This window comes from Candidatus Pristimantibacillus lignocellulolyticus (assembly GCA_023639215.1).
In the GTDB taxonomy this organism is placed as follows: Bacteria; Bacillota; Bacilli; order Paenibacillales; family Paenibacillaceae; genus Pristimantibacillus; species Pristimantibacillus lignocellulolyticus.
Genome location: CP097899.1, coordinates 5,088,676 through 5,112,513, shown reverse-complemented (window position 1 = coordinate 5,112,513; position 23,838 = coordinate 5,088,676). Strand labels below are relative to the sequence as shown.

Below are 23,838 nucleotides of genomic sequence, written 5' to 3'. Positions count from 1 at the left end.
TATACTGTTTGTATATATTTTACAAAGGGGAGAAATAAAATTGAAGAAATTAGTACTAGCGATTATAGTCATAGTTTTTCTAGCAGGATGTAGTTTAGGTAATACAAAAGAAAAGGAAATAGAGTTTTCGACAGCATGTATTTCTAATAATAAAAAAGAAACTGTTTGTTATGGAGATAATAGAGTCAAGGCTGAGGAAGTGTTCGGTAAAGGAGAGAAAGGAGAACACGGCGAGTTTAATTATAAAAATGGAGTGAAGATCGGTTATAGAGATGATTTGGTTGCAAGAATCCGATTAGATAAAGATTCAGAGGGAAAATACTCAATTACTCCTGATATTAAAGTCGGAGTTTTGCAAGGGAAAGTAAATGAAGTTTTTGGTGATGTTTTTATTTCAACTAGTGAACAAGTAGATTCGTATTACTACGATACAATAAAAAAAGAATTTATTACTGAAGATGAAGAGGTACCAGAAAATTGGTTAGATTACATGGGTTACTTTTTTATATATGATGAAAACGGTTATGTGAGTGAGATAGCTATTACTGATGTTCAATTATCAATGTTAGGGAAATAAAATTTGTTCAAAGGGGGATGCGACATTGAAAAAGTTAATACTAGCAGTTCTAACAGTGGTAATGCTTGCAGGGTGTAGTAGTGGCGGTGAAAACAAAGGACAATTAACGAAAAATGATATGTGTGTAACTCAGATCGATTCTAAATCAAAAGTATGCTATGGAGATTCAAAAGTAGATGTAGAGAAAAAGATAGGAATAGGAATTAAAGGGATCACTGAGAATTTTCTGGATTATGATTTTGGGATAACTGTTATGTACCGTGATGATGTAGTAGCTGGTTTAAGTTTAAAAGAAGAATCAATCGACATATACAAAACATCAAGAAATATAGGCATTGGTGACTCAAATGAAACAATAAAAGAGGTATATAGTACAAAGTATGGCATGGAAAATGCAGAGCAGCGTAATTTAGATTATTTTTATTATACAGAAACTAATTCATTTATAGGTAAAACAACCTTAGATTCACTTAAAGAACTAGAAGAAAAAGAGAAGGTATATATGTTATCTTTTATGTTTGATAGTGAAGGGAATGCTGATAGAATATGGTTAACAGATTATAAAATGGCAACAATCATGAACTAAAAAAAGCGACATCTCGTAAATGGGAAGTCGCTTTTTTACATTATTTAAGTTGTTATGGAGTAGCTAGCCATATAAAATTAAATAAAAAAAGATGAGTAAATTGTATTGCAAACAATACAGATGCGTGCTATATTTGTATTGCAAACAATACAGCGGTTTGCTCGATAAGGAGTAAAATTATGAAAAAAGACACGAACCACGAGGTTAATTCATCACCTTTGTACGTAGTGTACACATCGAGAGAAGCAGCTGAACTATGGGGGTTATCAGAGAATACGGTAACTCAATGGTGTAATAGGAATAAATTCAACGAAGAAGAAGCTAGGAAGTCAGGGAAGGTTTGGTTAGTGACATACGAAGCTATGAAGAGAGTAACTGGTAAGGACAAAATATTCTAAGGAGGATTCAATTGGGAACAATCATTGGTTTCTTTTTCTTCTCAGCAATTGAAGGAATCAGTATCTACTTCATGACAATGTCCACTTTTAGACTGAAGCAGTTCAAACACATCAATGCGTTTATGCCGTTTATGGCGGTGATGATCTCGCAGAGTTTTTTCTTGCGAGAGGAAGTTCATCTATCATTCATCGCACCTATTCTAAGTTTACTTATTTTCATTCTATTTTTTACACTTTACTTAAAAATTCCATTGATATGGTCATCAATCATTACATTCGTTTGTTACACAGCATTTGGTTGCATCCAATGGGTATTACTTGAAATCTTTTTCGGTGATATCCAGACGATGAACAATACAGCATCTGGTGGTTACATATTACAAAGTATTACCGCAATCGTACAATTTTTTATAGCGTTTATATTATTGAGATACCGATTCGGATTCGTAGTTGATTTTGAAAAGTTAAGATTTAAGATAGAACATTACATTACTATCACAATGATAATCGCAACCATTGTAAGCATGGTATTAACTTCATTTAGTAACAAAGCAATGATAATAATCGCACTATCATTTATGTATTTCTTGTTCTTTGCGATAAGAAAGGAGAGGGAACAGTGATCGATATGCTAGCAGAAAGAATGGCTTTTAGTATCAAATCAACAGTGCCTGAACATCCTGCATCTGAGAAAGTCTTAAAATATGCGCTGAGTTTAATTATTAATGCACTTATGATAATAGGCCTAACATTACTAGTGTCGATGTTTACAAGTAAAACTAAAGAAGTGGTTCTAATACTTACCAGTTTCGCAGTGCTTAGACAATTATCAGGTGGGTTGCATCTAAAGTCGGGATTATGGTGTGTGATCGCAACAACTGCTGGAGCTACTACGTTATCACTTATAACCATGCCTAATTCATGGACACTTATGATTACTGCAGCAAACGTTTTATGTATGATCGCGTGGGCACCAACTAGTATAGAAAAACAATCGCGTATACCTAAAAAGTATTATCCTTTACTCAAATTTCTATCATGTGCAATTGTTAGTTTGAACTTCCTAATTCAATCTGATGTGATCGCATTAGCATTTTTGGTACAAGCAGTAACGCTATATCTTGAGAGGAGGTGATTATAAATGTTGAAAAAAGCAACTTTTCTAACAGCTTCAGCACTTAGTGTTGTTGCGACATTAACAGTGTCTACAGCAAGTTTTTGGTTTGTATATCAAAACGAAACGCCAGCAGAATTGCTGTCGAAGTAGGGGGTGATGACCTTGAACAATCTAACTGTTACAAAGGATCCGGATGGTCAATCGGGGATATTATCTATACCACTAAGAAGTGTAGATTACCTCTTGTGCGAGTCTGAGAAAAAGCGGATGTTGGTCTATGTTGGTGATGTAATCTACTACATGATGGGTACCGTAAAGTATTGGGAAACCGCTATTGCCAACACAGGTGATTATAGATTTGTTAAAGTGGATCGAAACACACTTGTGAACATCGTCAACATTCAAATACTTGATACGAAATATCGCAAGGCATACTTCGGAAGCAACAAGAAGTTTGGATGTGAATTTGCACATCATAAGTTCAGTGAATATGAGCAGATCATAAAGAGTTTTAATAAATCAGTTAGTGTAATCTAACTCTACTGACCTCCATTTTAGGAGGTCTATTTTTATGGAGTAATAACAATTGATTTTACTTTCCCTCGTACAAAGTTGTTCTTAATTACATTCTCATCATCACTTACGATTAACTCACCATTCACATAAACTATGTATGCACCTTGTTCAGTAAATTCATGTTGCTCGGCAACCCTTAAGCTGTCGCCTTTTAATATTCGCTTAGATAATAAATCGTTATTTGCAATCACTGTTAAATATTTCATACATCGTCAATCCTCTCATGTTATAATTATGTCGAAATAAATTGAAGGGAATTTGATATGGCACTACAGCGAGGGGAGTGCCTACTGCGTGAAATTAGGGTCAATGCGGGATTAACTCAAGAAGAATTGTCAGTCAAAATAAAAAACCGCTTTGATCTGACCATAACCCCTGCTATGATTGGACACTATGAGAATGACAGAAAGCCAATCAATATAGTTATCCTCAGAGCTTTTGCGCAAATATTACATAAAAAAATGGATGACTTTTATACTTGGGATAATACGCGGTAGGGTTGCGATTATATCGCACTCTCCATGTCGGTAACCCTACCTATAGGTAGGGTGAAGGGTGTGTTAATCCCTTGTGAGAAAGAAGTTGTCCAGCTCATATATACATTATCTAGGAGAATTAAAGGTATGTAAACAAAAACTCACGTTCGCGAATTCATACCATGATTCGACAACCAACGACATAGTTGGCACAAAAAAAGACCTTCGATTGAAGGTCTTTTTTTCTATAAATTAATAACAATTTTAATTAATTTACCGATGATACGTATATTTTCATTCTGCCCATTGAAGATAATAGGAGAGTAATTAGGATTAGTTGATTGTAAAACGAGCATACCATTTTGTTTGTAAACCTTTTTTAAAACTGCTTCATCATCTATTAACACAGCTGCAATTTCTCCGTCTTCGACTTCCTCTTGGCTTCGGATAAGCAACAAGTCTCCTTCAAAGATTCTAGCACCTGTCATACTGTCGCCTTTAGCACGTAGATAGAAATACTGACCGCCATTAATCCACGATCTAGGTGTTTGCTCATATCCTTCTACATCGTCAAACGCTAACCCACCAGTACCGCATGAGATTCTTCCGACGATTGGTAAAGATACGTTTTCCGATTCATCATGTTGCACCATCCCAACAGCTTCATATGCACCTTCAGTAAGTTGAGTAATAGTAACATTTAGAGAGTCAGCAATAATTTTAAGAGTATCATCTTTAATTTTATTCTCAGCATTCTCATATCTGTGTATAGTTTTTTTAGTAACTCCAACTCGCTCAGCTAGATCTTGCAAACTAAAATTTCTAACCAAACGGTATTTTTTTATGTTGTCACCAACAACGCTGTAAAATTGATCTAAATTAAAATTATTGCTCATTTGAATTTTCCTTTCATCTAAAGGCTAAAAAAAGCATACACCAAAAAGACACGAAAATCAATATAAATGGTGAAAACGTGTATTTTTTGTGTTGACAGCAACCAAAAAGTGGTGATATTATGAGCGTGTCAAGAAAATGACACAAACAAATGTTCGGAAATGGGGTGAGGGAATGGATATGAAAATAAGTGTGAAGGCTGCTCGAATCAATAAAAAGATGAAGGCTTCTGATGCAGCAAAAATTTTAGGGATATCAGATAATACATATTCTCGCAAGGAAAACGGTCGTAATAGATTCTATGCTGACGAATTGGCAAGGTTGTCACAAGCGTTTGAGATTCCACTCGAAATTTTTTTTGAAACAGAGTGTCAAGTTTTCGACACGAACAATAACAGTATATAGAACTTCGCTCTGATTTATACCTAAAACGAAAAATAAGGAGGAACAACTTTGAATCAATTAGTTTTCACTCAGAATGGACAACCAGTAACTGACAGCTTAAAGGTAGCTGAAACTTTTGGAAAAGAACATGCAAGAGTGATGCGAGATATTCGCGAACTCGAATGTAGCGAGGAATTTCGGGTCGGCAATTTCGCCGAGTCAACTTACATCAACGCACAAGGTCGTGATACTCCCAAATACATCATCACCGAACAAGGCTTTGCATTCTTGGCTATGGGTTACACAGGAAAGGAAGCAGCACGATTCAAAGAGTTGTATATCAGTGAGTTCAATAAGATGCGAGACAGCTTGAATAGACCCTATGCAAATCTAACTCCTGAGCTTCAAGCGATATTCTTGCTGGACCAACGAACACAAGAAATTATTAACCGAGTGGAGCACATCGAGAACAACACGACCATAGATTACGGTCAGCAACGTGAATTAAACAGTCTAGCAAAACAACGAGTGTTCAAAGTAATCGGAGGTAATAAATCACCAGCTTACGCAGACGGATCACTAAGAAGCAAAGTATACAAGGGTATATGGAAAGATTACCAGGATTACTTCAACGTAAACTCTTACTGCAATACATTGGTTGCTGATTATAACCGAGCTAAGCAGTACTTAACCATATGGACACCACAAGGAAAACTATTACGTGGAATTGAGCAAACAAACAATCAAATGTGTATCGAGGACTAAGAAAGGAGTGTTGAACATGTTATTCGCTCAATTGCTTCACGAAAAAGGCTTAACATCAGGTCCTGTATATGCTACTGGCATACTCAAAGGTCATGAAGCAGCTCGAATGGTAGCAGATTTCTTCGCACAAGAGACTATACACGCTGAGCACGATCGTATCTTAACACAATATGGTGGTGAAGCGATGCGAATCAGTGATGAACGACTCGAAGTGTTAGGCAACTACTTCGATCAAACAAATGTACGAGAAACGATAGGAATGAGCTTCGAACAGTTCCTTAACTTACATGAGCGCGGCAGATGGCATGAGAGGGTGGTGTAGATGGACATTGGCGAATCAATCAAGCTACTACGCAAGAAACATGGCTTTACTGGTAAGCAGTTAGCTGAGCTATCCGGAGTGACTAGAGCCACTATCGGTCATATTGAACGAGGTAGACATAAGCCGAGCATTGATACAGTGGAGCTACTTTTACAGCCTTTTGGATTGAGGTTAACAATCAAAGAAAAATGATGGGTTTCATGAACCCTATTTATTTTTTTGCCAAAATCGGCTATTTGAGCCTAAAAGGGAGGTGAAAACGATGAAGAAGGAAACGCAATATGAAGATTTGCTTGTGAAAGTTGAACTACGCTCTCCACACAAAATAATGATTATCGCAGTTAATGAAGAGTTCCAAGACAAGGTTGTTATCGCTCTTAAACCGGTGATTAGGGACAACGAGAAGGCAATTAAGGTCACGTTTGAAGATGAAACATACACATGGATTGATTGCCCAGTTGAATCATTTATCTATCGAACTTACATTCACATCGCAGTAGATGGCCCAACAGAAGAATAGACCACATGAGCTCGCACCTCAACGTGGTCCACAAAATACATGCTCATGATATCACATTGAGCGAACGGAGGAAATAGGAATATGGCAAAGTTTAATATCGAGGTTGAATTGGATTGGATTAATGAGGATTCAATTGATGAGGTTATGCAACAAAAAATCATTAATGGTATTCAAGATAAGCTAACAAAAGATATCAGTGCAAAGATGGAAAAACAATTATCTGAAATTATCACAAATCGAGTTAAGACGATTGCGGATGCAATGTTACAAGAAGTTACTAAAAAGTCGTTAGGTGAAATACAGATGCCTGTTACAGATGGTGGATGGGGAAGTAAGGTAGAATTCATTTCCTTAACTCAATTCATCGGTAAACGATTTGAGAAGTTCATGACGGAGAAAAAGTTAGATGAACGTGGTAACAAGGCTGATTACAGCCGCGATGCTAAGTATACGATATCTGAATATCTGCTCCACGGGTACTTAGAAAAAGAGCTTTTAGGCAAGGTTACTAAAACTATCGAAAAAGCGCGTACCGATGCAGAGAAAACAGTCGTGAAAACACTTGAAGAAAACTTACAAGCTCAATTATCAGCTGACATTATCAACCGTTTGAATATACCTCTGTTGCTAGAAAATCTGCAATCACAAGCTGTGTTGCTTGAAAACAAGAAATAAGGAGGAAAGCAAGTGGATATGAAAACCTTGACTTATATGAAAGAGAGAGTTGAAAAAGCTGAAGAACTTGTAAAGTTGATCAATAATCTTAAAGAGAAAATTGCGATTGTGAAGAGCGATAGATTGAAAAACATTAAAATTCAATTTGATTCATCTGACTTTGCAACTTCAGAGTGGGGATCTAAACGTGTCAGCCTACTTCATGCAAATATCGAAGCACATATGATCAACGCATTTATTGACGCAACAGAAGAAGAGATTGCGATTCTTGAAAAAGAGTTGGCTGAATTATAAGGGGGAATCACTGTGAATGAAAAGCAAATGAAAAACACTTCAATTCGGATTAACGGTATTCCATTCGAAGGAACATTTAGTATCTCATTCGCTCCTAAGGTTAGTAAAGATGATGTGATTAAAGCATTCAAGAACACAAGAGCAGCTGAACGAATCACAGAAATCAAAATCGAAATTGATGAGCAACTAGATGCACTCTCCAACGCAATTCAAACTGAAGATCAAACAGCGATTCAAGTAGCGACAAATAAGCTTCAAGAGTTACACACAGAATCATTGCAATTAGAAATCTAAGGAGGAATTACAGTGGCAAAGGTAATCAAATTAATCGAACTCATACTTACTAATTTCAAAGGCGTACAAGCCTTCACACTTAAAGCTGATTGCAATGACCTCAATATATATGGAGACAACGCAGCAGGGAAAACAACACTATTCGATGCTTTCAGTTGGGTGTTGTTCGGCAAAGACTCACAAGGAAATGATTCACCTGGTAAATGGATCAAGACACTTGATGCTAACGGTGAGGTCATTCACAAATTGAATCACACTGTTGAAGGTGTACTAGATATTGACGGTAATAAACTATCTTTGAAAAAGGTGTTTAAAGAAAAATGGACACGTCCTAGAGGGACTACTAACGAAGTGTTTAGTGGTCACACAACAGACTATTTCATTAATAGCGTCGAACACAAGGAAGGTGAATACATCAAAGAAATAGCATCGATCATTGATGAAGAGTTGTTCAAACTCATAACTAATCCTTCCCACTTTAATGAAAAGTTAGATGTTAAGAAACGAAGAGAAGTACTATTCAAGCTATTCGGTGACGTAACAGACGATGATGTGATTCAACTCAAACCTAGCTTGAGTATTGTGAAACAGATATTGAACAGTAATGCACCAAGCGAGGTACAAGAGCAGTTGAAAAAAGATGCATCGGCACTTGATAAGCAAATTAAGGATATACCGGTACAGATCAAGGAACAACAGGATAGCATTTTTGGTACAGCTGGCGGTGTTGATGCAGCTACGCTGGACAAGCAAATCACGCAACTACGTGCTGATATTAGTGTTAAACAACTGGAATTGGTACGCGTTGAAAATGGTGGTGCCGTAGCTGATCTCAACAAACAAAAGTTAGAACTACAGAACGAACAGTTAGAGTTACGGAATCAGTTGAAGCAAGTAACAAGCGGAGATGCTGACAAACTACGCGATCGACTTAGCAAGTTGAATAATCGCTATACAGAGGTTCAGTCAATTAGTGACCGACTTAACTCACAGGTAGCTAGTAAGACGCGGCGTATTGCAGAACTCGAAGTAACTCTCACTGACTTGCGACAAAAACGAACGAACACAAGAGAGTTGACCTTCCAAGAACAACACATAGACACGAACTGCCCTACTTGCAATCAGTCATTACCACAAGATCAAATCGAACAAGCACATCAAGCGTTGTTAGAGCAGTTCAACTTAAACAAGTCAAAACAACTTGAGGAAATCACAACTAAAGGTGTAGCTGCTAAGAATGAATCAGAAGCCTTGCAAGCAGGGATCGCACAACTTCAACAAGAGATATCTACTAATGAAGAAGGTTTGTCAAAACTCAACATTGAGATTGTACGAGTTAAAGCGGAACTTGATCAACAATCAAACAGCGTTGTTGATTACGAACAGAATGAGCAATACCAGGCATTACAACAACAAATTAATGCTGTTGAATCTGATATATCATCATCTCTTGCTGAAAGCACTACTGCACTCGATAGCATTAAAATAGCACTCTACAACATGCAACAACAACTAACTAAGCTAGAGCAAGATAAGGCATCTTTAAGTGTGGCAGAACGTGCTAGAGGTCGAATTGATGAGCTTAAGGACAGTGAAAAGGTACTAGCTAAGCAATATGAAGATAAGCAATATCAGTTGTCTCTCATTTCAGACTTTATCAGCACTAAAGCAGAATTGGTTGAACGTCGAGTGAATGAAAAGTTCCCTAATGTTCGATTCAGGCTATTCGAACGCCAAGTCAATGGGGAATTAAAAGACACATGTGAAACTCTATACGGAGCTAATCTAGTACCTTACAACGGTGGTCTTAATAGAGCAGCACAAATGAACGCAGGCTTAGAAGTTATCAAAGTATTGTCTGAACATTATGAAGTGGTAGCTCCTATCTTTATCGACAACGCAGAAGCAGCAACTAAGATAGCAAGCACACAAGGACAGCAGATCAAACTAATCGTATCAGAGCGTGATAAATGGTTGTGGCATGCAGGAAGTGTGATCGAGCGATCTCCTGAAATCGAGGTCCCAAATATAGAGGTTGAGTTAGCGGAAATCAAGCCTAGCAGCGAACAAATTGAACAAGAAGAACTATTTTAATCGGAGGATGATGATAAATGAGTGAACAACAATCACAAAATCAAATCGTACAAGCACAGCAAAACACAGCGTCACAACGTTTCGTGAGCAAGGTAATGCAAGAATTTGGAGCAGGTAGCGAGATTGCATTAACTGAGTCACAACAACGCTTAGCACGAAACTACTTTTCATCTATCAGCGCAGTGTTATCAACTGCTGAAATCAACCGCATGAAGAAGTCTGATCAATACCGTGATGCAGTTCCTGTTACGTGGGAAAACGTTGATTTGAACAAACTATCGCTTGATGTTGTGGCGTATGCTCGTCTAGGTCTTGATCCATTGCAAAAGAATCATCTATTTCCAATCCCATATAAAAACAACAGCACAGGCAAGTACGACATCACATTTATGGAGGGGTATCGAGGTCTTGAACTAAAGGCAGTTAAGTACGGCCTGAGCGTTCCTACTGCTGTTATTGTAGAGCTAGTCTATGAAACAGATCATTTCAAACCCATTAAAAAAGATGCTAGAAACAGCGTGGAGAGTTACGAATTCGAAGTAACTAATCCATTCAGTCGTGGCAATATTATCGGAGGTTTTTACTACCACGAATATAAGGATGATTCGTCAAAGAACAAAATAGTTATGATGCCAATAGCTGAAATCTTAAAACGTAAGCCCGAAAAAGCATCCGCAGAGTTTTGGGGCGGCGAGAAAGACGAATATAAAAACGGTAAAAAAACAGGTAACAAAGTACAAGTCGATGGTTGGCACGAGCAGATGTGTTACAAGACAGTGTTCCGTGCAGCGCATGGCGATGTAACGATTGATCCACAAAAGATTGATGCTGATTACCATCGTATCAAGGCTATGGAAACGCAAGCCGCTGAATTTGAAACTCAACAAGAGATAGCACAGAGTGCTAATAGTGAAGCAATTGACGTTACTCATTACCAGGTAGTAGACGATGAACAGCCTACACCAACCACAGTAGAAGAGGAAGAGTTCTAATGATCAAGATAACTCCACTTGCTAGTAGCTCAGCAGGAAATGCCTATCACATCACAGACGGAGAGACAGCGTTGTTGCTTGACGCTGGACTCTCATTCAAGGAAATACAGAAGGGTGTTAATTTCAAAGTTTCAGAACTTGAAGGATGTCTAATCACGCACAATCACATTGACCATGTAAAAGGCTTAAAGGAGCTAGCTAACAAAGGTGTTGAAGTGTACTTGTCACAAGGTACGAGTGATGCACTAGACTATGCGCACCATCGTTTCAATATCACAGGATCATTTCAAGAGTTCAAGATTGGATCATGGGTAATCATTCCCTTTGATGTGCAGCATGACGTTGATGAGCCGCTAGGCTATCTACTAATCAATAAGCTAGGTGAAACACTACTATTTGCGACAGATACTTACTACATCAAATACAAGTTTAGCGGCATCACACACATGTTAATCGAATGCAACTACAGTGAGTTGATCGTCAAACGTCAGATTGAATTAGCTTCTGATTTAGATGATTCCAAGAACCTAGTTTCAAGATACAAGCGGTTATTAAAGTCACACTTCAGCTTAGAAAACATGATTGACTTCTTACGAGCTAATGATCTCAGCAAGTTGAAAGAAGTGTGGCTCATACACCTAAGTGACAGCAACAGTGATGAAGCGTTGTTCAAACAGGAGATACAGAAACTCACAGGCGTACCGGTGTACGTAGCAGATAAATAAGGAGGTCCTATAGATGGGGAAATTGAGCAAAGAAGAGTTGGATTCTATTTGGAAAACTTGTCATCTATATGCATTTTTACAATCACATTTGCCACTAAAACTACTAAACCACATCGACACTATCGAAGCTGAGAAAGATCAGCTAATCGATAATGTAGCGCAATTGCAGAAGGAACTCAATGGAATGAAACTGAGTCTAGAGCGTGCTACTTCAGATGCTAATGAATGGGAAAAGGCATACTTCAATTTACGCGATAATAGAACTCCTGAAAAAGTTGTGTTGCCACAAGATGTGGTTAAAGCGATTGATAATTTCATGAAAACTACGAGTGTTAATTACCTTATGTATGCACTTACTACTAAAGATAGCGTGATTATTGAAACTGATCGATTAAAAGTATTGAGAGGATTTGCACACCAAAACGGAGGTTTGTTGATTCAAGCCCTAGTCAACGGCTACACAGTCGAAGAAGAACCGACTACAGAGGAAAGAATCAAAAACAAATTGTACGAAGAATTGATGCTTCAAAAAATTCTATATCCGATAGATGTTAACAAGTTAGCTCAAAACTTAACGTTAGCTATTCGTGAAATCCTAGCAGAAGACGCAGTGAAGCAACATGACTCATAAAGAGCTGCAAGCTAACATTGATGCGCTATTTGCAACATGGGATGGCAAGAGTAAAAGGAAGTTAGTCACTGATGTGAATGAGCTGCTAAGTGATTTTATTGAATCTAGCAAGGAGTAGGTGAGAATGTGGCAGGTGGGGCATTTCAAACCAGTAGGGAATTATTCAATAATCCAATTTGGCAAAACATCGTAGAGTTCCGCTTGTTCTTTCTGATCTACGGAAATGCTATTTTCTCAGAAGAGGGGCACAGGGTAGATGATACCCTAACCCTTCATAGAGGACAGTGGTTAAGGTCCACAAGAAAGATTCAAGAGGACTTGCAATTTATCGATAACAGACAGGTGAAAACGTACTCCACAGCTACTATTAATCGCACAATTCAACGATTAGTTAAGTTGCAGAGAGTATGCACGAAAACACATGAACTTGGAACAGTGTTTACAGTCCTAAATTATGAGCAATATCAAGGGTTTGGACACTATAAAAAGGATGAACTAGGAACACAACTTGGAACAGAGACGAAACAGAGACGAAACAATAATAAGAATGTATATGAAGGAGATGAAGGTAAAAAGAAAAAACCTTCTCCCTCTCATAATAAGAAAAGAATTTATTCTGAGGACGAATCTTGTTATAAGGCCGCTGCTTATCTTAAAGAAAAAATAAGAGGTGGCATGCAGGAAGTAGGTAAAGAACATCTGATGGATAACATCAATCTTCAAACATGGGCGAACGATTTCAGACTTATGTTTGAAAAAGATAACGTGGATAAGGTTGAACTATACAACGTGATTAATTGGTGTACAAGTGATGCTTTTTGGAAAACCAATATACTTTCGGCAAATAAGTTAAGAGAGAAGTACAAAGAGTTGGTGATTAAGTCAGCTCAACGACCAAGACAAAGTAAAGGATCAGGAAAGAACAGCAAAGTTAACGACAACATGGATTTCTTCTTACAAGGGTTAGGAGGTTCACAGAGTGACGCGAGAACAACTGTTAGTGATACTGGGCAAGGCATCATTACGATGCCCGAATCTAGCACCTAATTTCAAAGAACAGCCAATGATATTTGAAGAGTATTATGAGGAACTGGAAAGAGTTGATTTTGAACTTGCGCTTAACAACATGAAAGAACATTCGAGAACAAGCGACTACTTTCCATCAATCGCAGCCTTATGCAGATCAGCTCAACCTAGCTTCTACGAAGATCACAAACAGTTAACAGAGCAACACATGTTGCAGCTAGAAGAAGCTAAGAAGAATGCTGTTCCGATGCCGCTAGAGATGTTAAAGAGGTGGTCCGGTGGATGATGTTATGGAGATTCAATATCAAAATGAAGTTTATTTTCTAGGGTCTATTTTGCAGAACAAAGATTTTATCCATGACCGAATTATCGAACCGCATGAACTCACTGCTGACCCAAGACATCAATCAATTTTGAAGTATCTCATTTATGCAATAGACGATTCAAAAGATCTAGAAGTTGAAACGATTATGTTACTTGCAAGAGTTGCAACTGAAGAAGATGGGAACTTAGATGAAATCGGTAATATTAGTTATTTGACTCAACTTCAAAGTTCAGTTTCGAAGACCAGCCCATTAGAGTTCACGTACTACCAGCGCAACATTAGAGAAGCATACATTGAACGTGAATCTAGAAAAACATTCATGCAGATCGCATCAAATGTTGGTTATTCGGACAATATAGCGACTCATCTCTCACTTATGCATGAAGAGGTTGAAAGACTTCAAGGTTTGATGATTACACACAAAGATATCAGACTCAAAAAAGTTTCTGACATTGTAAAAACGTATGTAAATACGGTGTATGACAGAACTCAAACAGAGGGGATCGTCGGTGCCCCTACACTTTCTAAAACAATTGATGGAATGACGAACGGCCATAAGAAAGGGAAATTTGAGGTAGTTGCAGCAAGACCATCAATCGGCAAGACAGCACATGCATTGAATGACGGTGTTCGTGTTGCTAGAGAACAGGATTCAACATCCATATTCTTTTCTGGTGAAATGGGAGAGGAAGAATTGCTAGACAGGATGGTATGCATAGTATCCAATCTTAGTTCAAAAAAACTGGACACTGGTGTTTTTGATTTCGATGATTTGAAAAAATATAACTTTGCATTAGAAGAATTGTCGAACCTTAATTTTTACATCGATGACACTCCAGGTATGACTATTGAATACATTCGCAGAACATCTAAGAAGAAAGTTAAAGAATTACGTAGTCAAGGAATAGATAAGATTGTGATCTATATCGATTACCTGCAGCTTATGAAATCAGAAAAGAAGTTTCCCAACCGTCATGAAGAAGTCACTTACATTTCGAACCTTTGTAAGACGATAGCTCGTGAGTTACAAGTCACAGTGGTAGCTTTGTCTCAACTTAGTAGAAAGGTTGAAGAGAGACAGGATAAACGCCCGATGATGAGCGATTTGAGAGAATCAGGAGCTATCGAACAAGATGCAGATATCATTTCGTTTTTATACCGTGATGACTATTATAATAAACAATCCGAGAAGAAAAACATCATGGAAATTATTATAGGTAAACATCGTGGGGGCCCAATAGGCACTGTAGAAATGGTCTTTTGGAAGGATGTTGGTAAGTTGTTAGACATTGAGCCTAAAGTGAAAGAAGAGGGTTCTAAATGACCTACCCTAGAATGAATAAAGATGATTACCCACCAATACCAGATGTAATTGTCACCGAAGAAGATTACAAGCTAGTACTTGAGTATATCGTGTTCTCAGCTGTGAAAATTGAAGAACTTCAAAAGAAGACAACTAACCCAATTATAAGCGGAGAGAAGCGAAATGAGTTGGAGAAGTTAATCAAGTTAGCGTTCATTAAATATGACCGCATGTGTCTAACTCTAGACGACTACAAGCGGCGTAACCCACACTTTGCACATCAAGCAGCTGTAGCGCATCTGAGTAGGTGATACTATGCGAAAACAACCGTCACAACGTCGCATTGATCCCTTTATGCAAGATGTGCCTTACATCATCATCAAGGATGCTAAAGGCAAAGTGATAGCTGAAGTGTTCAAACTTCCAACATCGCAGTTGAGGGATGGATTGGTGGAACAGAAGAAGATTGAGAGGAGTAATAAAGTATGGAAAAACAAGAAGCAGTTGCAATATTGAACCAAATAGACATTGTTGATTCAGAATGTTGTGATGAAACACTTTATTATGCTTACTGTGAAGACATTGAAGGAAATAGAGAAATGTTAGAATCACTTGGATTTACATCTACAGAAATTGAACATACGACAGAAATATATGGTGAGATAAAGGTAATTGATTTATCACAGATCGCATTCCGTTGGGTTGAATGGTTTGAAGAAGGTAAATGGTGGTTAGAGCGTCCCAAAAAATGCGGTTGGTGCGATAGTTTAACAACTGAAGTAAGTCATCCTCATATGTTTGATGCAGCATTAGGAGAAAAGATGTGCAAGGAATGTTGGAATCATGATCGTGAAGTATACAAGGGTAGTTATGGCGAGGATATAGGTGAGTTTGTAGCTATTGCGGAGGGTGAATCTAGTGAGTGAACAAACAGTTAAATTAAATGATCTACCGAGCGGTCAAATGATTAATCATAATGGGGAAGTAATTTATAAGCATCAAGCTGAAAAGTTGGTTGCAGAAGGACTAGCAATGCATTTGTACACCGTTTCAGATGAATGGGTAGGTAAGATGCTTGAATCGATGCATGATGAATCAATGAACGGAGCTACTGGAAGTGATGTGTACACCGCTCCTGACCCAAACTGCAAGCGAATTTTATTTTAAGGTTGGTGAATCTAGTGAGTGACAAGCTGCAAGGATACATTGATGATCTTTCAAATAAGAGAAAAATATTAACCAAAGGTGAATTTGTAAAGTTATCTCCTGGTGCGACAAAAGAAATCCTTGAAATTCTAATTCTTCATAAAGAGGTATTAGAGCAACTAGAGCAAGCACAGCAAGATAACAAGGAACTTCAAAGACGTGACTTTGTTGTAAGTAAAGCAAGTGAAACTCTTGGAAGATACGTGAGAGAAGCACAAGAAGAGCGTGATCAACTACGTGTAATCCTCAAAGGCGTACGTGAACAGAACCAGAAGTTGATTGAAGCTATGGCAGATATTAAAGATCAAACGAGGGATGAAGAAAGTCGATACATTGCCGAGAAAACTTTGCAGGAGGTACAGCATGGGACAAGCAATGACAAAGTGGAATCAAGAACTATTATGGGTAGCACGTAACGAACGTAACGAGATCATTAGAGTGCAAGATGAGCATCCATCTGTAGCTGTAGAGGTTGCCGAGGGGATACAAGCAAAGGTAAAGGAGGCTGAACAGGATAAAGCAACTAACGAACAAACAAAAGTTAGTGTTGAGCAAGCTGAAGGAATACACCGCTGAGCATGGCTATCAACCTAGCAACCGTGAACTAGCCGAAATGGTAGGCTTACAAAGCGCATCTACATTGCATGGACACTTAAAGCGGCTAGAAGTAAATGGGTACATCAAGGTTGTTGGTGTTCGAGCGATAAAAATACTGGATAAGGAAGTGTTGTAATGAGATTCGTAGGTATTGATCCATCAACAAAAACAGGTGTAGCCATCATAGATGCACAAGGCAATCTGATTGACGGTTTGGAAATCACATCAAAGGCTAAAGATCCGGTTCGAATGATTGAAATTATCGACAAGGTGATTGAGCAGCTAGAACCAAACGACATTATTACAATTGAAGGATTCGCTTATGGTGCTCAAGGCAATGCAGTAAGCATCCAGTACGGTCTAGGTTGGGCATTACGGATGAGGTTACATGAACACAGTGGATATACAGAGATTGCTCCTACCGCATTGAAGAAGTTTGCAAGTGGTAAGGGTAACACCAAGAAAGATGAATTGTCAGTACACATCTATAAAGCATGGGGATTCGAGCATAAGAGTGATAACGTTCGTGATGCATATGTGCTTGCTAGAATGGCACTAGGACTACATCAGACAACAGGACAGTTCAGTCTAGGTGACTATCATAAGTATCAGTTGGAAGTATTGGAAACGGTTAGAAAAGGAAAATAAGCACTCATAACGATTTTAAGCGGCACATTGCTGCAATAAAACCGAACATACGTTTGGAAATGAGGTGGTTTAGATGGGGATTGCAAGTTTGTGCAGAGCCAATCCAGTGGAGTTAGCAACAATCGCTTATCACGATGAAACTGCAACAAAACTTGAAAAAGCGAAAGCTGAATTCTTGCTCACCATGCACTATAGAAAGTCATTTAGTGGCAGACCTGATAAGCATCCTGGTACAAGGCGATGAGACACACAATCCACAGTTACTACGAGCATGAGTTGAATCAAAAGATTAAAGACGCCGAAAAGCGTGGTTGGTCATTGGTGCAAACAGGCAGGGAAGAAAAATCGTATTACTCTAACAAATATCACTATTCACGCAGACACGCTAATGAGAGTAAAGGTGTAGTGCCATATGGCAGATGGTTTGCTGTGATGGAAAAGAATAGAGAGGATGAACGAATTGAAAACACTTACTGAACAAATCAAAGAGTTTCACATAGCATGTGATGAGGTAATGCCACAAGTACCAACGATGTTAGAGGTTGATCCTGAAGCTGTATATATCGCAAAAGATATTGAATTAATGTCGCAAGGTATTAAACGATATACAGCAAATGAGAGTGACAATCTGCTACTAAAGCGTGTCTCATGGATGTTAGAAGAGATAGCGGAGTTACTACGAGCTGATAGCATCGAAGGTCAAGTTGATGCATTAGTCGATCTAACGGTATTTACGAAAGGAACTTACACATACATGGGATTAACTCCTGAACCATTCGAAGATATCGTGATGCAAGCGAACATGGGCAAGGTTGGAGAAAACGGTAAGGTGCTCAAGAATGAGCAAGGCAAGATCATCAAGCCTGATGGATGGCATGAGCAATATGCGCCCGAACCTAAGATAGCAGCAGAGATTGAGCGACAACGAGTAGAAGCAGATCGACTTATATTGTTGCCTGAAGATCTATCGTTTTGAGAGTAGGTGAGTAAATTTGCGAGTCATCAACACTGATAAGCCAATTCAATTGCTTGAGCTTTTCGGTGGGGCAGGTGCTCCAAGGAAAGCAATGATAAATTTAGGCATCGAGCACAAATCTATTGACTACGTCGAGATAGATGAGAAAGCAGTGAGAGCATACAACGCATTATATGAACATCTTCACAAACCGCAGTCAGTAATAGGCTGGAATCTATGCCCTGACATTTTAGTACACGGTAGTCCTTGCCAAGACTTTAGTAGAGCAGGCATTAGGCTTGGTGGTAAGGATGAGGATAAAACGCGCAGTTCTCTTATGTTTGAAACGTTGAGGATCATTGAAAGTATGGGCGAATGGAAGCCTAAAGTGGTCATATGGGAAAACGTTAAGGGTGTACTAGACAAGGATATGATTCATAGCTTCAACAAGTATTTAGACTATATTTCTAACCTTGGTTACACGAATAGTTATGAAGTCATTAATGCAATGGATTACGGTATTCCGCAAAAGAGAGAACGAATATTCACTATTAGTATCTTAAATGGCAAGCCGTTCAACTTTAGCAAAATGCGTAAACGTCAATTGCGACCAATCGATGAATTTATAGAGGTTGATGTAAATGATATTTATACAATCAAGTCGCCATCAATGCTAAAAAAGATTGGAGATAGTGATTCAAGTTTTGGTGGTAGATTAACACCGATCAAAGATCATGTGTGGACCATTACAACTAAGCAAAATCGTTGTCCTAACAGTGGAATTATACCTATCAATGATTCACAATACAGATTACTGACAGAGCGTGAATGTTGGAGGTTAATGGGATTTGATGATAAGGATTATGAAAAAGTACTCTCAGAACATCCAACTAGAATAGGCTGCACAAATGGAACACTCTACAAAATTGCAGGGAACAGTATTGTGGTACAGGTATTAGAAGCAATTTTTGAGGTCCTACTAAGTGATGATGTAGAAGATGATGATTTCTTCCAAGAGTCTGATGGACAAATGAAATTAGTATTGTAGCACCAAACAGGGAGTGAAGCGCCTTTTCGCACCCTAAAAACAGAACATATGTGCCTATAAAGTGAGGTGAAGGTAATGGGAAGACCGTTAAGAGTCACGAAAACTCTTCGAAAGGTCTATGAATCAATCAAAGATAATCCTGGCATCAAGTCAAAAGAAGTCGTAAAGAAAAGTGAAATTCATCCTACTAGCGTATTCAATATGCTCCTGTGGCTTCAACAGATAAATCTAATACATCGTGTGTTTGATACAGATCGCCAATATCAATGTTACGTGACAAATGTAGACATTGAAGAAGTGTTTAAGCAGCAAGAGGAACTGTACAAGGAGTTTGTTGCTCAAAGAGATGCTAATGCAGTTGTTGAAATGGAGAACGAGGAAGATAAACTTCTTGATTCATTACACACTTTCAGTTTCACACAAGCACATTTAAAGATCATTAAAGAAAACAAGGGAATGCGACGAACGCCGCTGGCTAAGAAACTCGGCATAAGCAAGCTAGAGTTGACAGTTGGATTAGATAAGTTGAAAAGAAAATCAATTAACTCATAGGGAGATGTTTAGATATGGAAATCAAATTAAGCACACACTTCAACAAAATGACGAGAGATAGCAAAAAGGAACTTCTTCAGTTCCATGTGACAGGCGAGATCGAAAATGAAGTTGAGTTAAACGCATTGGTTGGTGAAGTGGTTGAAATCAAGGTGCATGAGTTAGAGTCACTTACAGCAGAGTTCAAGAAGAATTCAAAGGATGCTAAACGCACAGTGTTAGAGTTCATCGTTAATCCTGGTAAGAGCAATAAGCACTCATTCGAATATTTCAGCTTCACAGGTCAATCAGTACAGTTGAGCATTACACAATCAGATATGGATATTGAAGAGTTCCGCGAGGGATTGAAAGTAAAGGTTAATGCAGACGGTACAGCAGAAGTGGTAGATGAAAATCAAACCACACTTGAACAGTTCACCGATCCAATGGATGGCATTGGTGAGGATGATGAACAGGAAGAAATTTTAAATGAAGAAACACGATCAGAAAAAGATCAACAAGATCAAACAGAAGAAGATGATAATGACAATTTGGATTAAGTAATAACACAGCCCTCATCAACATGGGGGCTTCCCTAGAAAGGCGGTGTCTGTACTTGGATGAGCAAATAAGTTTTGATATAGAATTTCCTGAACTGGACACGAAGAAAACAAAGGCGGCGATTGTTGCGGCGTTTGAAAAGTATCATATGTGCAAGTACTTAACTTTCGAGGAACGTGAAGCTGCTACAACGCAGAGCTATATCGTCAGGGAACATGGTTCAACAAATGTAACCAGTGATCAAACTTCAAACATAGCCATTTATAATACTGATGCACAAACAGCTAGAAGGGCGTTTGTTTATAAGGTAGAGCGAGCTGTGAAGAAGCTTCCCCCAAAAGAACGTTTTTTAATTGAAAAGCGCTACATGGTTGAGGATTATAGATACATTACAGACCAAAAGGTATACAATCACGTATTCCAACCACCGATTAGTCAACCGGTATTCAAAGAGATCCGCTGGAGAGCATTTTATTTGCTTGCAGTAGATTTGAGAATTGCAGTGTTGAAAAATAGCGACAAATAAGCAAGTTGTTCAAGCACTACTTCATAAGATAACAGTGGGTGATGTGGAATGATTGAAGAGAAAAAGAAGAAGAGAACAAAAGTGAATATAGAAGTTGTTTTCATCCCCACGGAAGGGGATGTGGTCGAGAAGGTTATTGACATGATAGAACCGAACATCAGTTTGGCGTTGGCAAAGCACAATGCAACCATTAAAATGGACATTAGAGAATATTTGCGTAACCACGTCAAGGAGTGAGATGTAATCATGCTAAAAAATATAAACACGACAGTCGAGGCACGGGCATATGTTCGTGTCTCGACTCTTAATGACTCACAAAAGGACAGCCCTGAGCATCAAGAAGGTTTGATTAGAGAAAGTGCAAATATAGAAGGATTGACTATAACAAAAGTTTATTTAGATCGTGGTACAGCGACAAATATTATAGAACGTGAAGATGTACAACAAATGATTAACGACGCAAAGAACGGAGATTTTAACACAATATACTTTGCATCATTATCAAGATTTAGTCGTGATACATTAGATGCAATATCGTTGAAACGGATACTTGTTAATGCATTAGGCATAAGAGTTGTATCCATCGAAGATATGTACGATTCAGCAAAAGAAGATAACGAGATGATTTTTACTATAATCTCATCAGTTAACCAAAAACAATCAGAGGTAACAAGCACAGCTTCTAAACGAGGTATAAGGCAATCAGCTAAGAAAGGTAATTTTACTGGAAGTATTGCACCATTTGGATATAAAAAAATAGTTGTAGAAGGTCGGAAAACATTAGAAGTGGTTCCTGAGCAAGCAGAAATAGTTAAAACAATATTCAATTGTTACATTAATAAAGGTATGGGAGAGAAGTCAGTTACTCTTCATCTAAATGAAACATTAAATATTCCTAGTCCAAAAGGTGGGATATGGGGATTATCATCTGTTCAACGAATACTTCAAAATGAGAATTATACCGGTTACTTAACATTTGGCAAATCAGAAAGTAAAAAAGTATATGAAGATATTAACGATATGCACAACAGACGTAAAAAGTTAGTCGCCAAGAGTAGTGATCAATGGGAGCGTACAGATTTTCAAACACATGAAGCTATAATTAGTAAAGATGATTATGAAAAAGCACAAGAACTTCGTGAGATTCGCGGTGGCGGCAAACGCGGCGGCAGAAAAGCATTTGTTAATGTCTTTGCAAAGATGGCATTTTGCAAAGAATGTGGTGCAGCAATGGTTTCGATGGGTACACACAGACAATTAAAGAAGACTGAAGAAGTGAAGCGATATCGTTATCTAATGTGCAGTAAACATAGACGACAAGGCGATAAAGGTTGTGACAACTCAATTTGGATGCCATATGAGGAAACGAGAGATATCGTTATAAGTAAGATAATTGAAAAGTTACAACGTTTAATTAAATACCCTTCTTTGGTAAAAAATCTTGAATCGGATGTTATTATCGAGACTAGAGACTTTGATAAAGAGTTAAAACAACTAGAAAAAGTGATTTCAGATAACCGGATGTTATTGTTTGAAACTAGAAAGTTAAACATGCTGGGAGAGTTAACTAAAGAACAGTATGAGTTTGAAAAAGTTCAATACGAAAAAACAATAGATGAAGCTAGTGCTAAATTAACATCGCTTTCGAAGAGGGTCAAAGAACAAAAGAATAGTGAAGCGTTTGTGCAAACATTGAAGGAAACTGTTAAAGAATTGAGTGAGTTAACTTCTTTTGAAGATGTGGAATTCACTCGGTCGTTGCTTTTGAAAATTATTGATAAAATAGATATCACTAGTGAGGGAAGAGTAGAGGTTCATAGTGTGTTAGGAAAGATTTGATTCGTGCGTGTTTCAATACATGTTACGAATGTTATGCAAAAACTAAACGTAAAAGGTCGTTCGCAAGCAGTTGTTGAGTTAATTAAGATGGGAGAACTTCAGATATAATTGTGAAGTGATTCCATACTCTATATGGCTCAAATGATATGCAATGTGAAGGAGCAGATTGATGACAGTATGTTGTTATTATGAAAATAATAACGATGACTGTCTTTTTTTTATTTTGTCTATGTTAAATCTGGTTGTTGTTTTTAAAATGGGCGAGACATACTTTCTGTACTCAGAAAAGGGCAAGCGAAACATGACAGAACTCAATCTGTATAAATGTGTAGGGAAATCCAAATGTTTGCAACATTATTTGTCTTAGTTTCGTTATTTAGACAACTGCTTATTCTTGTTAAGCTTTCGGGCAGCAACAAACATTACAGGTTATCCTTCTGATAAATTAAGTAAAGGAAGGGGTTGTATATTGAAAAGTAAATTGATTAAGAGTATATGTTTGCTTTTGACGATTGCACTGGTTATCGGATGTTCTAAGACAGTGACATTAGTATCGAATGATCCGCCAAGTGCTGTGGGAGAAGCAGACGGGCAAAAGATTGAGCTTATCAAAGGTTCCTACCAGTGGAACAATGCGATCGCGGATGCCCCTAGCCCCGACGACTTAGTAAAAAACACGACCGTTTATGTTGTAAAGCCAAATGCCGAACTCACGTTGAATTTCATAGGTGACAAACCCGATAACGTATGGGCAGGACTATGGAAAAACCAAAATAATGTGGAGCTTCCCGTTAAAGGGGATGCGTTTGTCCTTCCATCCGAACCTGGGACATACGTGTTAATTGTCTGGGGCAAATGGTCTGGAGATGATCACGGGAGTTATGCCGCAGCGATTGAAATTCAAGGGTAGATTAAACTATTGGGAGACAATGGCTCAATTAACCGCCTTTCAC

42 protein-coding genes and 1 pseudogene are annotated in these 23,838 nt (G+C 38.1%); 41 read left to right on the top strand and 2 right to left on the bottom strand.

Features of this window, described 5'->3' with window-relative positions; translation table 11 throughout:
* The first annotated feature begins 40 nt into the window (after positions 1–40).
* The 7 genes from NAG76_22440 to NAG76_22410 all read left to right on the top strand — a co-directional run bounded on the left by NAG76_22440 (position 41) and on the right by NAG76_22410 (position 3,215).
* Positions 41–577, top strand: coding sequence for a hypothetical protein (locus tag NAG76_22440; protein URN94541.1), 537 nt, complete (start codon positions 41–43; stop codon positions 575–577).
* Between the two features lie 25 nt (positions 578–602).
* The gene (locus NAG76_22435) at positions 603–1,163 is read left to right on the top strand and encodes a hypothetical protein (GenBank protein ID URN94540.1); all 561 of its coding nucleotides are present in this window, start codon (positions 603–605) and stop codon (positions 1,161–1,163) included.
* A 179-nt stretch (positions 1,164–1,342) separates the two neighbouring features.
* The gene (locus NAG76_22430) at positions 1,343–1,561 is read left to right on the top strand and encodes a helix-turn-helix domain-containing protein (GenBank protein URN94539.1); all 219 of its coding nucleotides are present in this window, start codon (positions 1,343–1,345) and stop codon (positions 1,559–1,561) included.
* An 11-nt stretch (positions 1,562–1,572) separates the two neighbouring features.
* Positions 1,573–2,184, top strand: a complete 612-nt coding sequence (locus tag NAG76_22425; GenBank protein URN94538.1) for a hypothetical protein — start codon at positions 1,573–1,575, stop codon at positions 2,182–2,184.
* Positions 2,185–2,189: 5 nt separating this feature from the next.
* Positions 2,190–2,696, top strand: coding sequence for an accessory gene regulator B family protein (locus NAG76_22420; GenBank protein ID URN96911.1), 507 nt, complete (start codon positions 2,190–2,192; stop codon positions 2,694–2,696).
* Between the two features lie 6 nt (positions 2,697–2,702).
* The gene (locus NAG76_22415; GenBank protein URN94537.1) at positions 2,703–2,828 is read left to right on the top strand and encodes a cyclic lactone autoinducer peptide; all 126 of its coding nucleotides are present in this window, start codon (positions 2,703–2,705) and stop codon (positions 2,826–2,828) included.
* A 12-nt stretch (positions 2,829–2,840) separates the two neighbouring features.
* On the top strand, positions 2,841–3,215 hold the full coding sequence (locus NAG76_22410; protein ID URN94536.1) for a LytTR family transcriptional regulator DNA-binding domain-containing protein: 375 nt from the start codon (positions 2,841–2,843) through the stop codon (positions 3,213–3,215).
* A gap of 32 nt (positions 3,216–3,247) precedes the next feature.
* Here NAG76_22410 and NAG76_22405 read toward each other — a convergent pair whose 3' ends face one another.
* Positions 3,248–3,460 carry a hypothetical protein gene (locus NAG76_22405; protein ID URN94535.1) on the bottom strand — a complete coding sequence of 71 codons (213 nt, stop codon included), beginning with the start codon at positions 3,458–3,460 and terminating at the stop codon, positions 3,248–3,250.
* A 57-nt stretch (positions 3,461–3,517) separates the two neighbouring features.
* Here NAG76_22405 and NAG76_22400 point away from each other — a divergent pair, with 57 nt between their 5' ends.
* A complete protein-coding gene (locus NAG76_22400; GenBank protein URN94534.1) occupies positions 3,518–3,751 on the top strand; it encodes a helix-turn-helix transcriptional regulator in 234 nt (77 codons plus the stop codon).
* A 224-nt stretch (positions 3,752–3,975) separates the two neighbouring features.
* Here NAG76_22400 and NAG76_22395 read toward each other — a convergent pair whose 3' ends face one another.
* Positions 3,976–4,626, bottom strand: a complete 651-nt coding sequence (locus NAG76_22395; GenBank protein ID URN94533.1) for a helix-turn-helix domain-containing protein — start codon at positions 4,624–4,626, stop codon at positions 3,976–3,978.
* Positions 4,627–4,798: 172 nt separating this feature from the next.
* On the opposite strand from NAG76_22395, the gene NAG76_22390 reads away from it, so the two are divergent.
* The 33 genes and pseudogenes from NAG76_22390 (at position 4,799) to NAG76_22230 (ending at position 23,795) form a co-directional block, all read left to right on the top strand.
* Positions 4,799–5,029 carry a helix-turn-helix domain-containing protein gene (locus NAG76_22390; protein ID URN94532.1) on the top strand — a complete coding sequence of 77 codons (231 nt, stop codon included), beginning with the start codon at positions 4,799–4,801 and terminating at the stop codon, positions 5,027–5,029.
* Between the two features lie 48 nt (positions 5,030–5,077).
* Positions 5,078–5,773, top strand: a complete 696-nt coding sequence (locus NAG76_22385) for an ORF6C domain-containing protein (GenBank protein URN94531.1) — start codon at positions 5,078–5,080, stop codon at positions 5,771–5,773.
* 16 nt (positions 5,774–5,789) lie between these two features.
* A complete protein-coding gene (locus NAG76_22380; protein ID URN94530.1) occupies positions 5,790–6,095 on the top strand; it encodes a hypothetical protein in 306 nt (101 codons plus the stop codon).
* Positions 6,096–6,287: a helix-turn-helix domain-containing protein gene (locus NAG76_22375; protein ID URN94529.1), complete on the top strand. Its 192-nt coding sequence runs from the start codon at positions 6,096–6,098 to the stop codon at positions 6,285–6,287.
* Positions 6,288–6,357: 70 nt separating this feature from the next.
* Positions 6,358–6,615, top strand: coding sequence for a hypothetical protein (locus NAG76_22370; protein ID URN94528.1), 258 nt, complete (start codon positions 6,358–6,360; stop codon positions 6,613–6,615).
* A gap of 81 nt (positions 6,616–6,696) precedes the next feature.
* Positions 6,697–7,290 carry a hypothetical protein gene (locus NAG76_22365; GenBank protein ID URN94527.1) on the top strand — a complete coding sequence of 198 codons (594 nt, stop codon included), beginning with the start codon at positions 6,697–6,699 and terminating at the stop codon, positions 7,288–7,290.
* Positions 7,291–7,302: 12 nt separating this feature from the next.
* A complete protein-coding gene (locus tag NAG76_22360) occupies positions 7,303–7,584 on the top strand; it encodes a hypothetical protein (protein URN94526.1) in 282 nt (93 codons plus the stop codon).
* A 12-nt stretch (positions 7,585–7,596) separates the two neighbouring features.
* Positions 7,597–7,878 (top strand): hypothetical protein, encoded by a 282-nt coding sequence (locus NAG76_22355; GenBank protein ID URN94525.1) that lies wholly within the window; start codon positions 7,597–7,599, stop codon positions 7,876–7,878.
* Between the two features lie 12 nt (positions 7,879–7,890).
* Positions 7,891–9,972 (top strand): AAA family ATPase, encoded by a 2,082-nt coding sequence (locus NAG76_22350; protein URN94524.1) that lies wholly within the window; start codon positions 7,891–7,893, stop codon positions 9,970–9,972.
* 17 nt (positions 9,973–9,989) lie between these two features.
* Positions 9,990–10,964, top strand: a complete 975-nt coding sequence (locus NAG76_22345) for a recombinase RecT (GenBank protein URN94523.1) — start codon at positions 9,990–9,992, stop codon at positions 10,962–10,964.
* On the top strand, positions 10,964–11,689 hold the full coding sequence (locus tag NAG76_22340; protein ID URN94522.1) for an MBL fold metallo-hydrolase: 726 nt from the start codon (positions 10,964–10,966) through the stop codon (positions 11,687–11,689). Before NAG76_22345 ends, NAG76_22340 begins: the two co-directional genes overlap by 1 nt.
* Positions 11,690–11,702: 13 nt before the next feature.
* A complete protein-coding gene (locus NAG76_22335; protein URN94521.1) occupies positions 11,703–12,320 on the top strand; it encodes a hypothetical protein in 618 nt (205 codons plus the stop codon).
* 126 nt (positions 12,321–12,446) lie between these two features.
* On the top strand, positions 12,447–13,367 hold the full coding sequence (locus tag NAG76_22330) for a hypothetical protein (protein URN94520.1): 921 nt from the start codon (positions 12,447–12,449) through the stop codon (positions 13,365–13,367).
* A complete protein-coding gene (locus NAG76_22325) occupies positions 13,300–13,632 on the top strand; it encodes a hypothetical protein (GenBank protein URN94519.1) in 333 nt (110 codons plus the stop codon). The genes NAG76_22330 and NAG76_22325 overlap by 68 nt, the downstream gene beginning before the upstream one ends.
* Entirely contained in the window at positions 13,625–14,995 is a 1,371-nt protein-coding gene (locus NAG76_22320; protein ID URN94518.1) for a replicative DNA helicase, read from the top strand. Before NAG76_22325 ends, NAG76_22320 begins: the two co-directional genes overlap by 8 nt.
* Positions 14,992–15,285, top strand: a complete 294-nt coding sequence (locus NAG76_22315; GenBank protein ID URN94517.1) for a hypothetical protein — start codon at positions 14,992–14,994, stop codon at positions 15,283–15,285. The genes NAG76_22320 and NAG76_22315 overlap by 4 nt, the downstream gene beginning before the upstream one ends.
* Positions 15,286–15,289: 4 nt before the next feature.
* Complete coding sequence (locus NAG76_22310; GenBank protein URN94516.1) at positions 15,290–15,490, top strand: hypothetical protein; 201 nt, start codon at positions 15,290–15,292, stop codon at positions 15,488–15,490.
* Positions 15,460–15,900, top strand: coding sequence for a hypothetical protein (locus NAG76_22305; GenBank protein ID URN94515.1), 441 nt, complete (start codon positions 15,460–15,462; stop codon positions 15,898–15,900). Before NAG76_22310 ends, NAG76_22305 begins: the two co-directional genes overlap by 31 nt.
* A complete protein-coding gene (locus NAG76_22300) occupies positions 15,893–16,141 on the top strand; it encodes a hypothetical protein (protein ID URN94514.1) in 249 nt (82 codons plus the stop codon). Before NAG76_22305 ends, NAG76_22300 begins: the two co-directional genes overlap by 8 nt.
* Before the next feature lie 14 nt (positions 16,142–16,155).
* On the top strand, positions 16,156–16,596 hold the full coding sequence (locus NAG76_22295) for a hypothetical protein (GenBank protein ID URN94513.1): 441 nt from the start codon (positions 16,156–16,158) through the stop codon (positions 16,594–16,596).
* Positions 16,544–16,756: a hypothetical protein gene (locus tag NAG76_22290; GenBank protein ID URN94512.1), complete on the top strand. Its 213-nt coding sequence runs from the start codon at positions 16,544–16,546 to the stop codon at positions 16,754–16,756. The genes NAG76_22295 and NAG76_22290 overlap by 53 nt, the downstream gene beginning before the upstream one ends.
* Before the next feature lie 156 nt (positions 16,757–16,912).
* A complete protein-coding gene (locus NAG76_22285) occupies positions 16,913–17,425 on the top strand; it encodes a hypothetical protein (GenBank protein URN94511.1) in 513 nt (170 codons plus the stop codon).
* Positions 17,426–17,498: 73 nt separating this feature from the next.
* Positions 17,499–17,669, top strand: a complete 171-nt coding sequence (locus NAG76_22280) for a hypothetical protein (GenBank protein ID URN94510.1) — start codon at positions 17,499–17,501, stop codon at positions 17,667–17,669.
* The gene (locus NAG76_22275) at positions 17,666–17,902 is read left to right on the top strand and encodes a hypothetical protein (protein URN94509.1); all 237 of its coding nucleotides are present in this window, start codon (positions 17,666–17,668) and stop codon (positions 17,900–17,902) included. The genes NAG76_22280 and NAG76_22275 overlap by 4 nt, the downstream gene beginning before the upstream one ends.
* Positions 17,886–18,401 (top strand): HAD family hydrolase, encoded by a 516-nt coding sequence (locus NAG76_22270; GenBank protein URN94508.1) that lies wholly within the window; start codon positions 17,886–17,888, stop codon positions 18,399–18,401. Before NAG76_22275 ends, NAG76_22270 begins: the two co-directional genes overlap by 17 nt.
* 91 nt (positions 18,402–18,492) lie before the next feature.
* Positions 18,493–19,428 carry a DNA (cytosine-5-)-methyltransferase gene (dcm, locus tag NAG76_22265; protein URN96910.1) on the top strand — a complete coding sequence of 312 codons (936 nt, stop codon included), beginning with the start codon at positions 18,493–18,495 and terminating at the stop codon, positions 19,426–19,428.
* A gap of 75 nt (positions 19,429–19,503) precedes the next feature.
* Positions 19,504–19,980 (top strand): hypothetical protein, encoded by a 477-nt coding sequence (locus NAG76_22260; protein ID URN94507.1) that lies wholly within the window; start codon positions 19,504–19,506, stop codon positions 19,978–19,980.
* 14 nt (positions 19,981–19,994) lie between these two features.
* A complete protein-coding gene (locus NAG76_22255) occupies positions 19,995–20,519 on the top strand; it encodes a hypothetical protein (protein ID URN94506.1) in 525 nt (174 codons plus the stop codon).
* 56 nt (positions 20,520–20,575) lie between these two features.
* A complete protein-coding gene (locus tag NAG76_22250; GenBank protein ID URN94505.1) occupies positions 20,576–21,046 on the top strand; it encodes a transcriptional regulator in 471 nt (156 codons plus the stop codon).
* A 48-nt stretch (positions 21,047–21,094) separates the two neighbouring features.
* Positions 21,095–21,283, top strand: a complete 189-nt coding sequence (locus NAG76_22245; GenBank protein ID URN94504.1) for a hypothetical protein — start codon at positions 21,095–21,097, stop codon at positions 21,281–21,283.
* A 9-nt stretch (positions 21,284–21,292) separates the two neighbouring features.
* The gene (locus tag NAG76_22240) at positions 21,293–22,885 is read left to right on the top strand and encodes a recombinase family protein (protein URN94503.1); all 1,593 of its coding nucleotides are present in this window, start codon (positions 21,293–21,295) and stop codon (positions 22,883–22,885) included.
* A gap of 18 nt (positions 22,886–22,903) precedes the next feature.
* A pseudogene (locus NAG76_22235) lies at positions 22,904–22,993 on the top strand (DNA-binding response regulator).
* Between the two features lie 286 nt (positions 22,994–23,279).
* Positions 23,280–23,795, top strand: a complete 516-nt coding sequence (locus NAG76_22230) for a hypothetical protein (protein ID URN94502.1) — start codon at positions 23,280–23,282, stop codon at positions 23,793–23,795.
* Positions 23,796–23,838: the final 43 nt, after the last annotated feature.

Bases quoted from the DNA above. Each gene is read 5' to 3' on its own strand.
- NAG76_22430 (URN94539.1), top strand. From the start codon at position 1,343: ATGAAAAAAGACACGAACCACGAGGTTAATTCATCACCTTTGTACGTA.
- NAG76_22420 (URN96911.1), top strand. From the start codon at position 2,190: ATGCTAGCAGAAAGAATGGCTTTTAGTATCAAATCAACAGTGCCTGAA.
- NAG76_22415 (URN94537.1), top strand. From the start codon at position 2,703: ATGTTGAAAAAAGCAACTTTTCTAACAGCTTCAGCACTTAGTGTTGTT.
- NAG76_22405 (URN94535.1), bottom strand. From the start codon at position 3,460: ATGAAATATTTAACAGTGATTGCAAATAACGATTTATTATCTAAGCGA.
- NAG76_22400 (URN94534.1), top strand. From the start codon at position 3,518: ATGGCACTACAGCGAGGGGAGTGCCTACTGCGTGAAATTAGGGTCAAT.
- NAG76_22395 (URN94533.1), bottom strand. From the start codon at position 4,626: ATGAGCAATAATTTTAATTTAGATCAATTTTACAGCGTTGTTGGTGAC.
- NAG76_22390 (URN94532.1), top strand. From the start codon at position 4,799: ATGGATATGAAAATAAGTGTGAAGGCTGCTCGAATCAATAAAAAGATG.
- NAG76_22380 (URN94530.1), top strand. From the start codon at position 5,790: ATGTTATTCGCTCAATTGCTTCACGAAAAAGGCTTAACATCAGGTCCT.
- NAG76_22375 (URN94529.1), top strand. From the start codon at position 6,096: ATGGACATTGGCGAATCAATCAAGCTACTACGCAAGAAACATGGCTTT.
- NAG76_22370 (URN94528.1), top strand. From the start codon at position 6,358: ATGAAGAAGGAAACGCAATATGAAGATTTGCTTGTGAAAGTTGAACTA.
- NAG76_22365 (URN94527.1), top strand. From the start codon at position 6,697: ATGGCAAAGTTTAATATCGAGGTTGAATTGGATTGGATTAATGAGGAT.
- NAG76_22345 (URN94523.1), top strand. From the start codon at position 9,990: ATGAGTGAACAACAATCACAAAATCAAATCGTACAAGCACAGCAAAAC.
- NAG76_22340 (URN94522.1), top strand. From the start codon at position 10,964: ATGATCAAGATAACTCCACTTGCTAGTAGCTCAGCAGGAAATGCCTAT.
- NAG76_22335 (URN94521.1), top strand. From the start codon at position 11,703: ATGGGGAAATTGAGCAAAGAAGAGTTGGATTCTATTTGGAAAACTTGT.
- NAG76_22315 (URN94517.1), top strand. From the start codon at position 14,992: ATGACCTACCCTAGAATGAATAAAGATGATTACCCACCAATACCAGAT.
- NAG76_22310 (URN94516.1), top strand. From the start codon at position 15,290: ATGCGAAAACAACCGTCACAACGTCGCATTGATCCCTTTATGCAAGAT.
- NAG76_22305 (URN94515.1), top strand. From the start codon at position 15,460: ATGGAAAAACAAGAAGCAGTTGCAATATTGAACCAAATAGACATTGTT.
- NAG76_22290 (URN94512.1), top strand. From the start codon at position 16,544: ATGGGACAAGCAATGACAAAGTGGAATCAAGAACTATTATGGGTAGCA.
- NAG76_22285 (URN94511.1), top strand. From the start codon at position 16,913: ATGAGATTCGTAGGTATTGATCCATCAACAAAAACAGGTGTAGCCATC.
- NAG76_22280 (URN94510.1), top strand. From the start codon at position 17,499: ATGGGGATTGCAAGTTTGTGCAGAGCCAATCCAGTGGAGTTAGCAACA.
- NAG76_22275 (URN94509.1), top strand. From the start codon at position 17,666: ATGAGACACACAATCCACAGTTACTACGAGCATGAGTTGAATCAAAAG.
- dcm (URN96910.1), top strand. From the start codon at position 18,493: ATGATAAATTTAGGCATCGAGCACAAATCTATTGACTACGTCGAGATA.
- NAG76_22260 (URN94507.1), top strand. From the start codon at position 19,504: ATGGGAAGACCGTTAAGAGTCACGAAAACTCTTCGAAAGGTCTATGAA.
- NAG76_22255 (URN94506.1), top strand. From the start codon at position 19,995: ATGGAAATCAAATTAAGCACACACTTCAACAAAATGACGAGAGATAGC.
- NAG76_22245 (URN94504.1), top strand. From the start codon at position 21,095: ATGATTGAAGAGAAAAAGAAGAAGAGAACAAAAGTGAATATAGAAGTT.
- NAG76_22240 (URN94503.1), top strand. From the start codon at position 21,293: ATGCTAAAAAATATAAACACGACAGTCGAGGCACGGGCATATGTTCGT.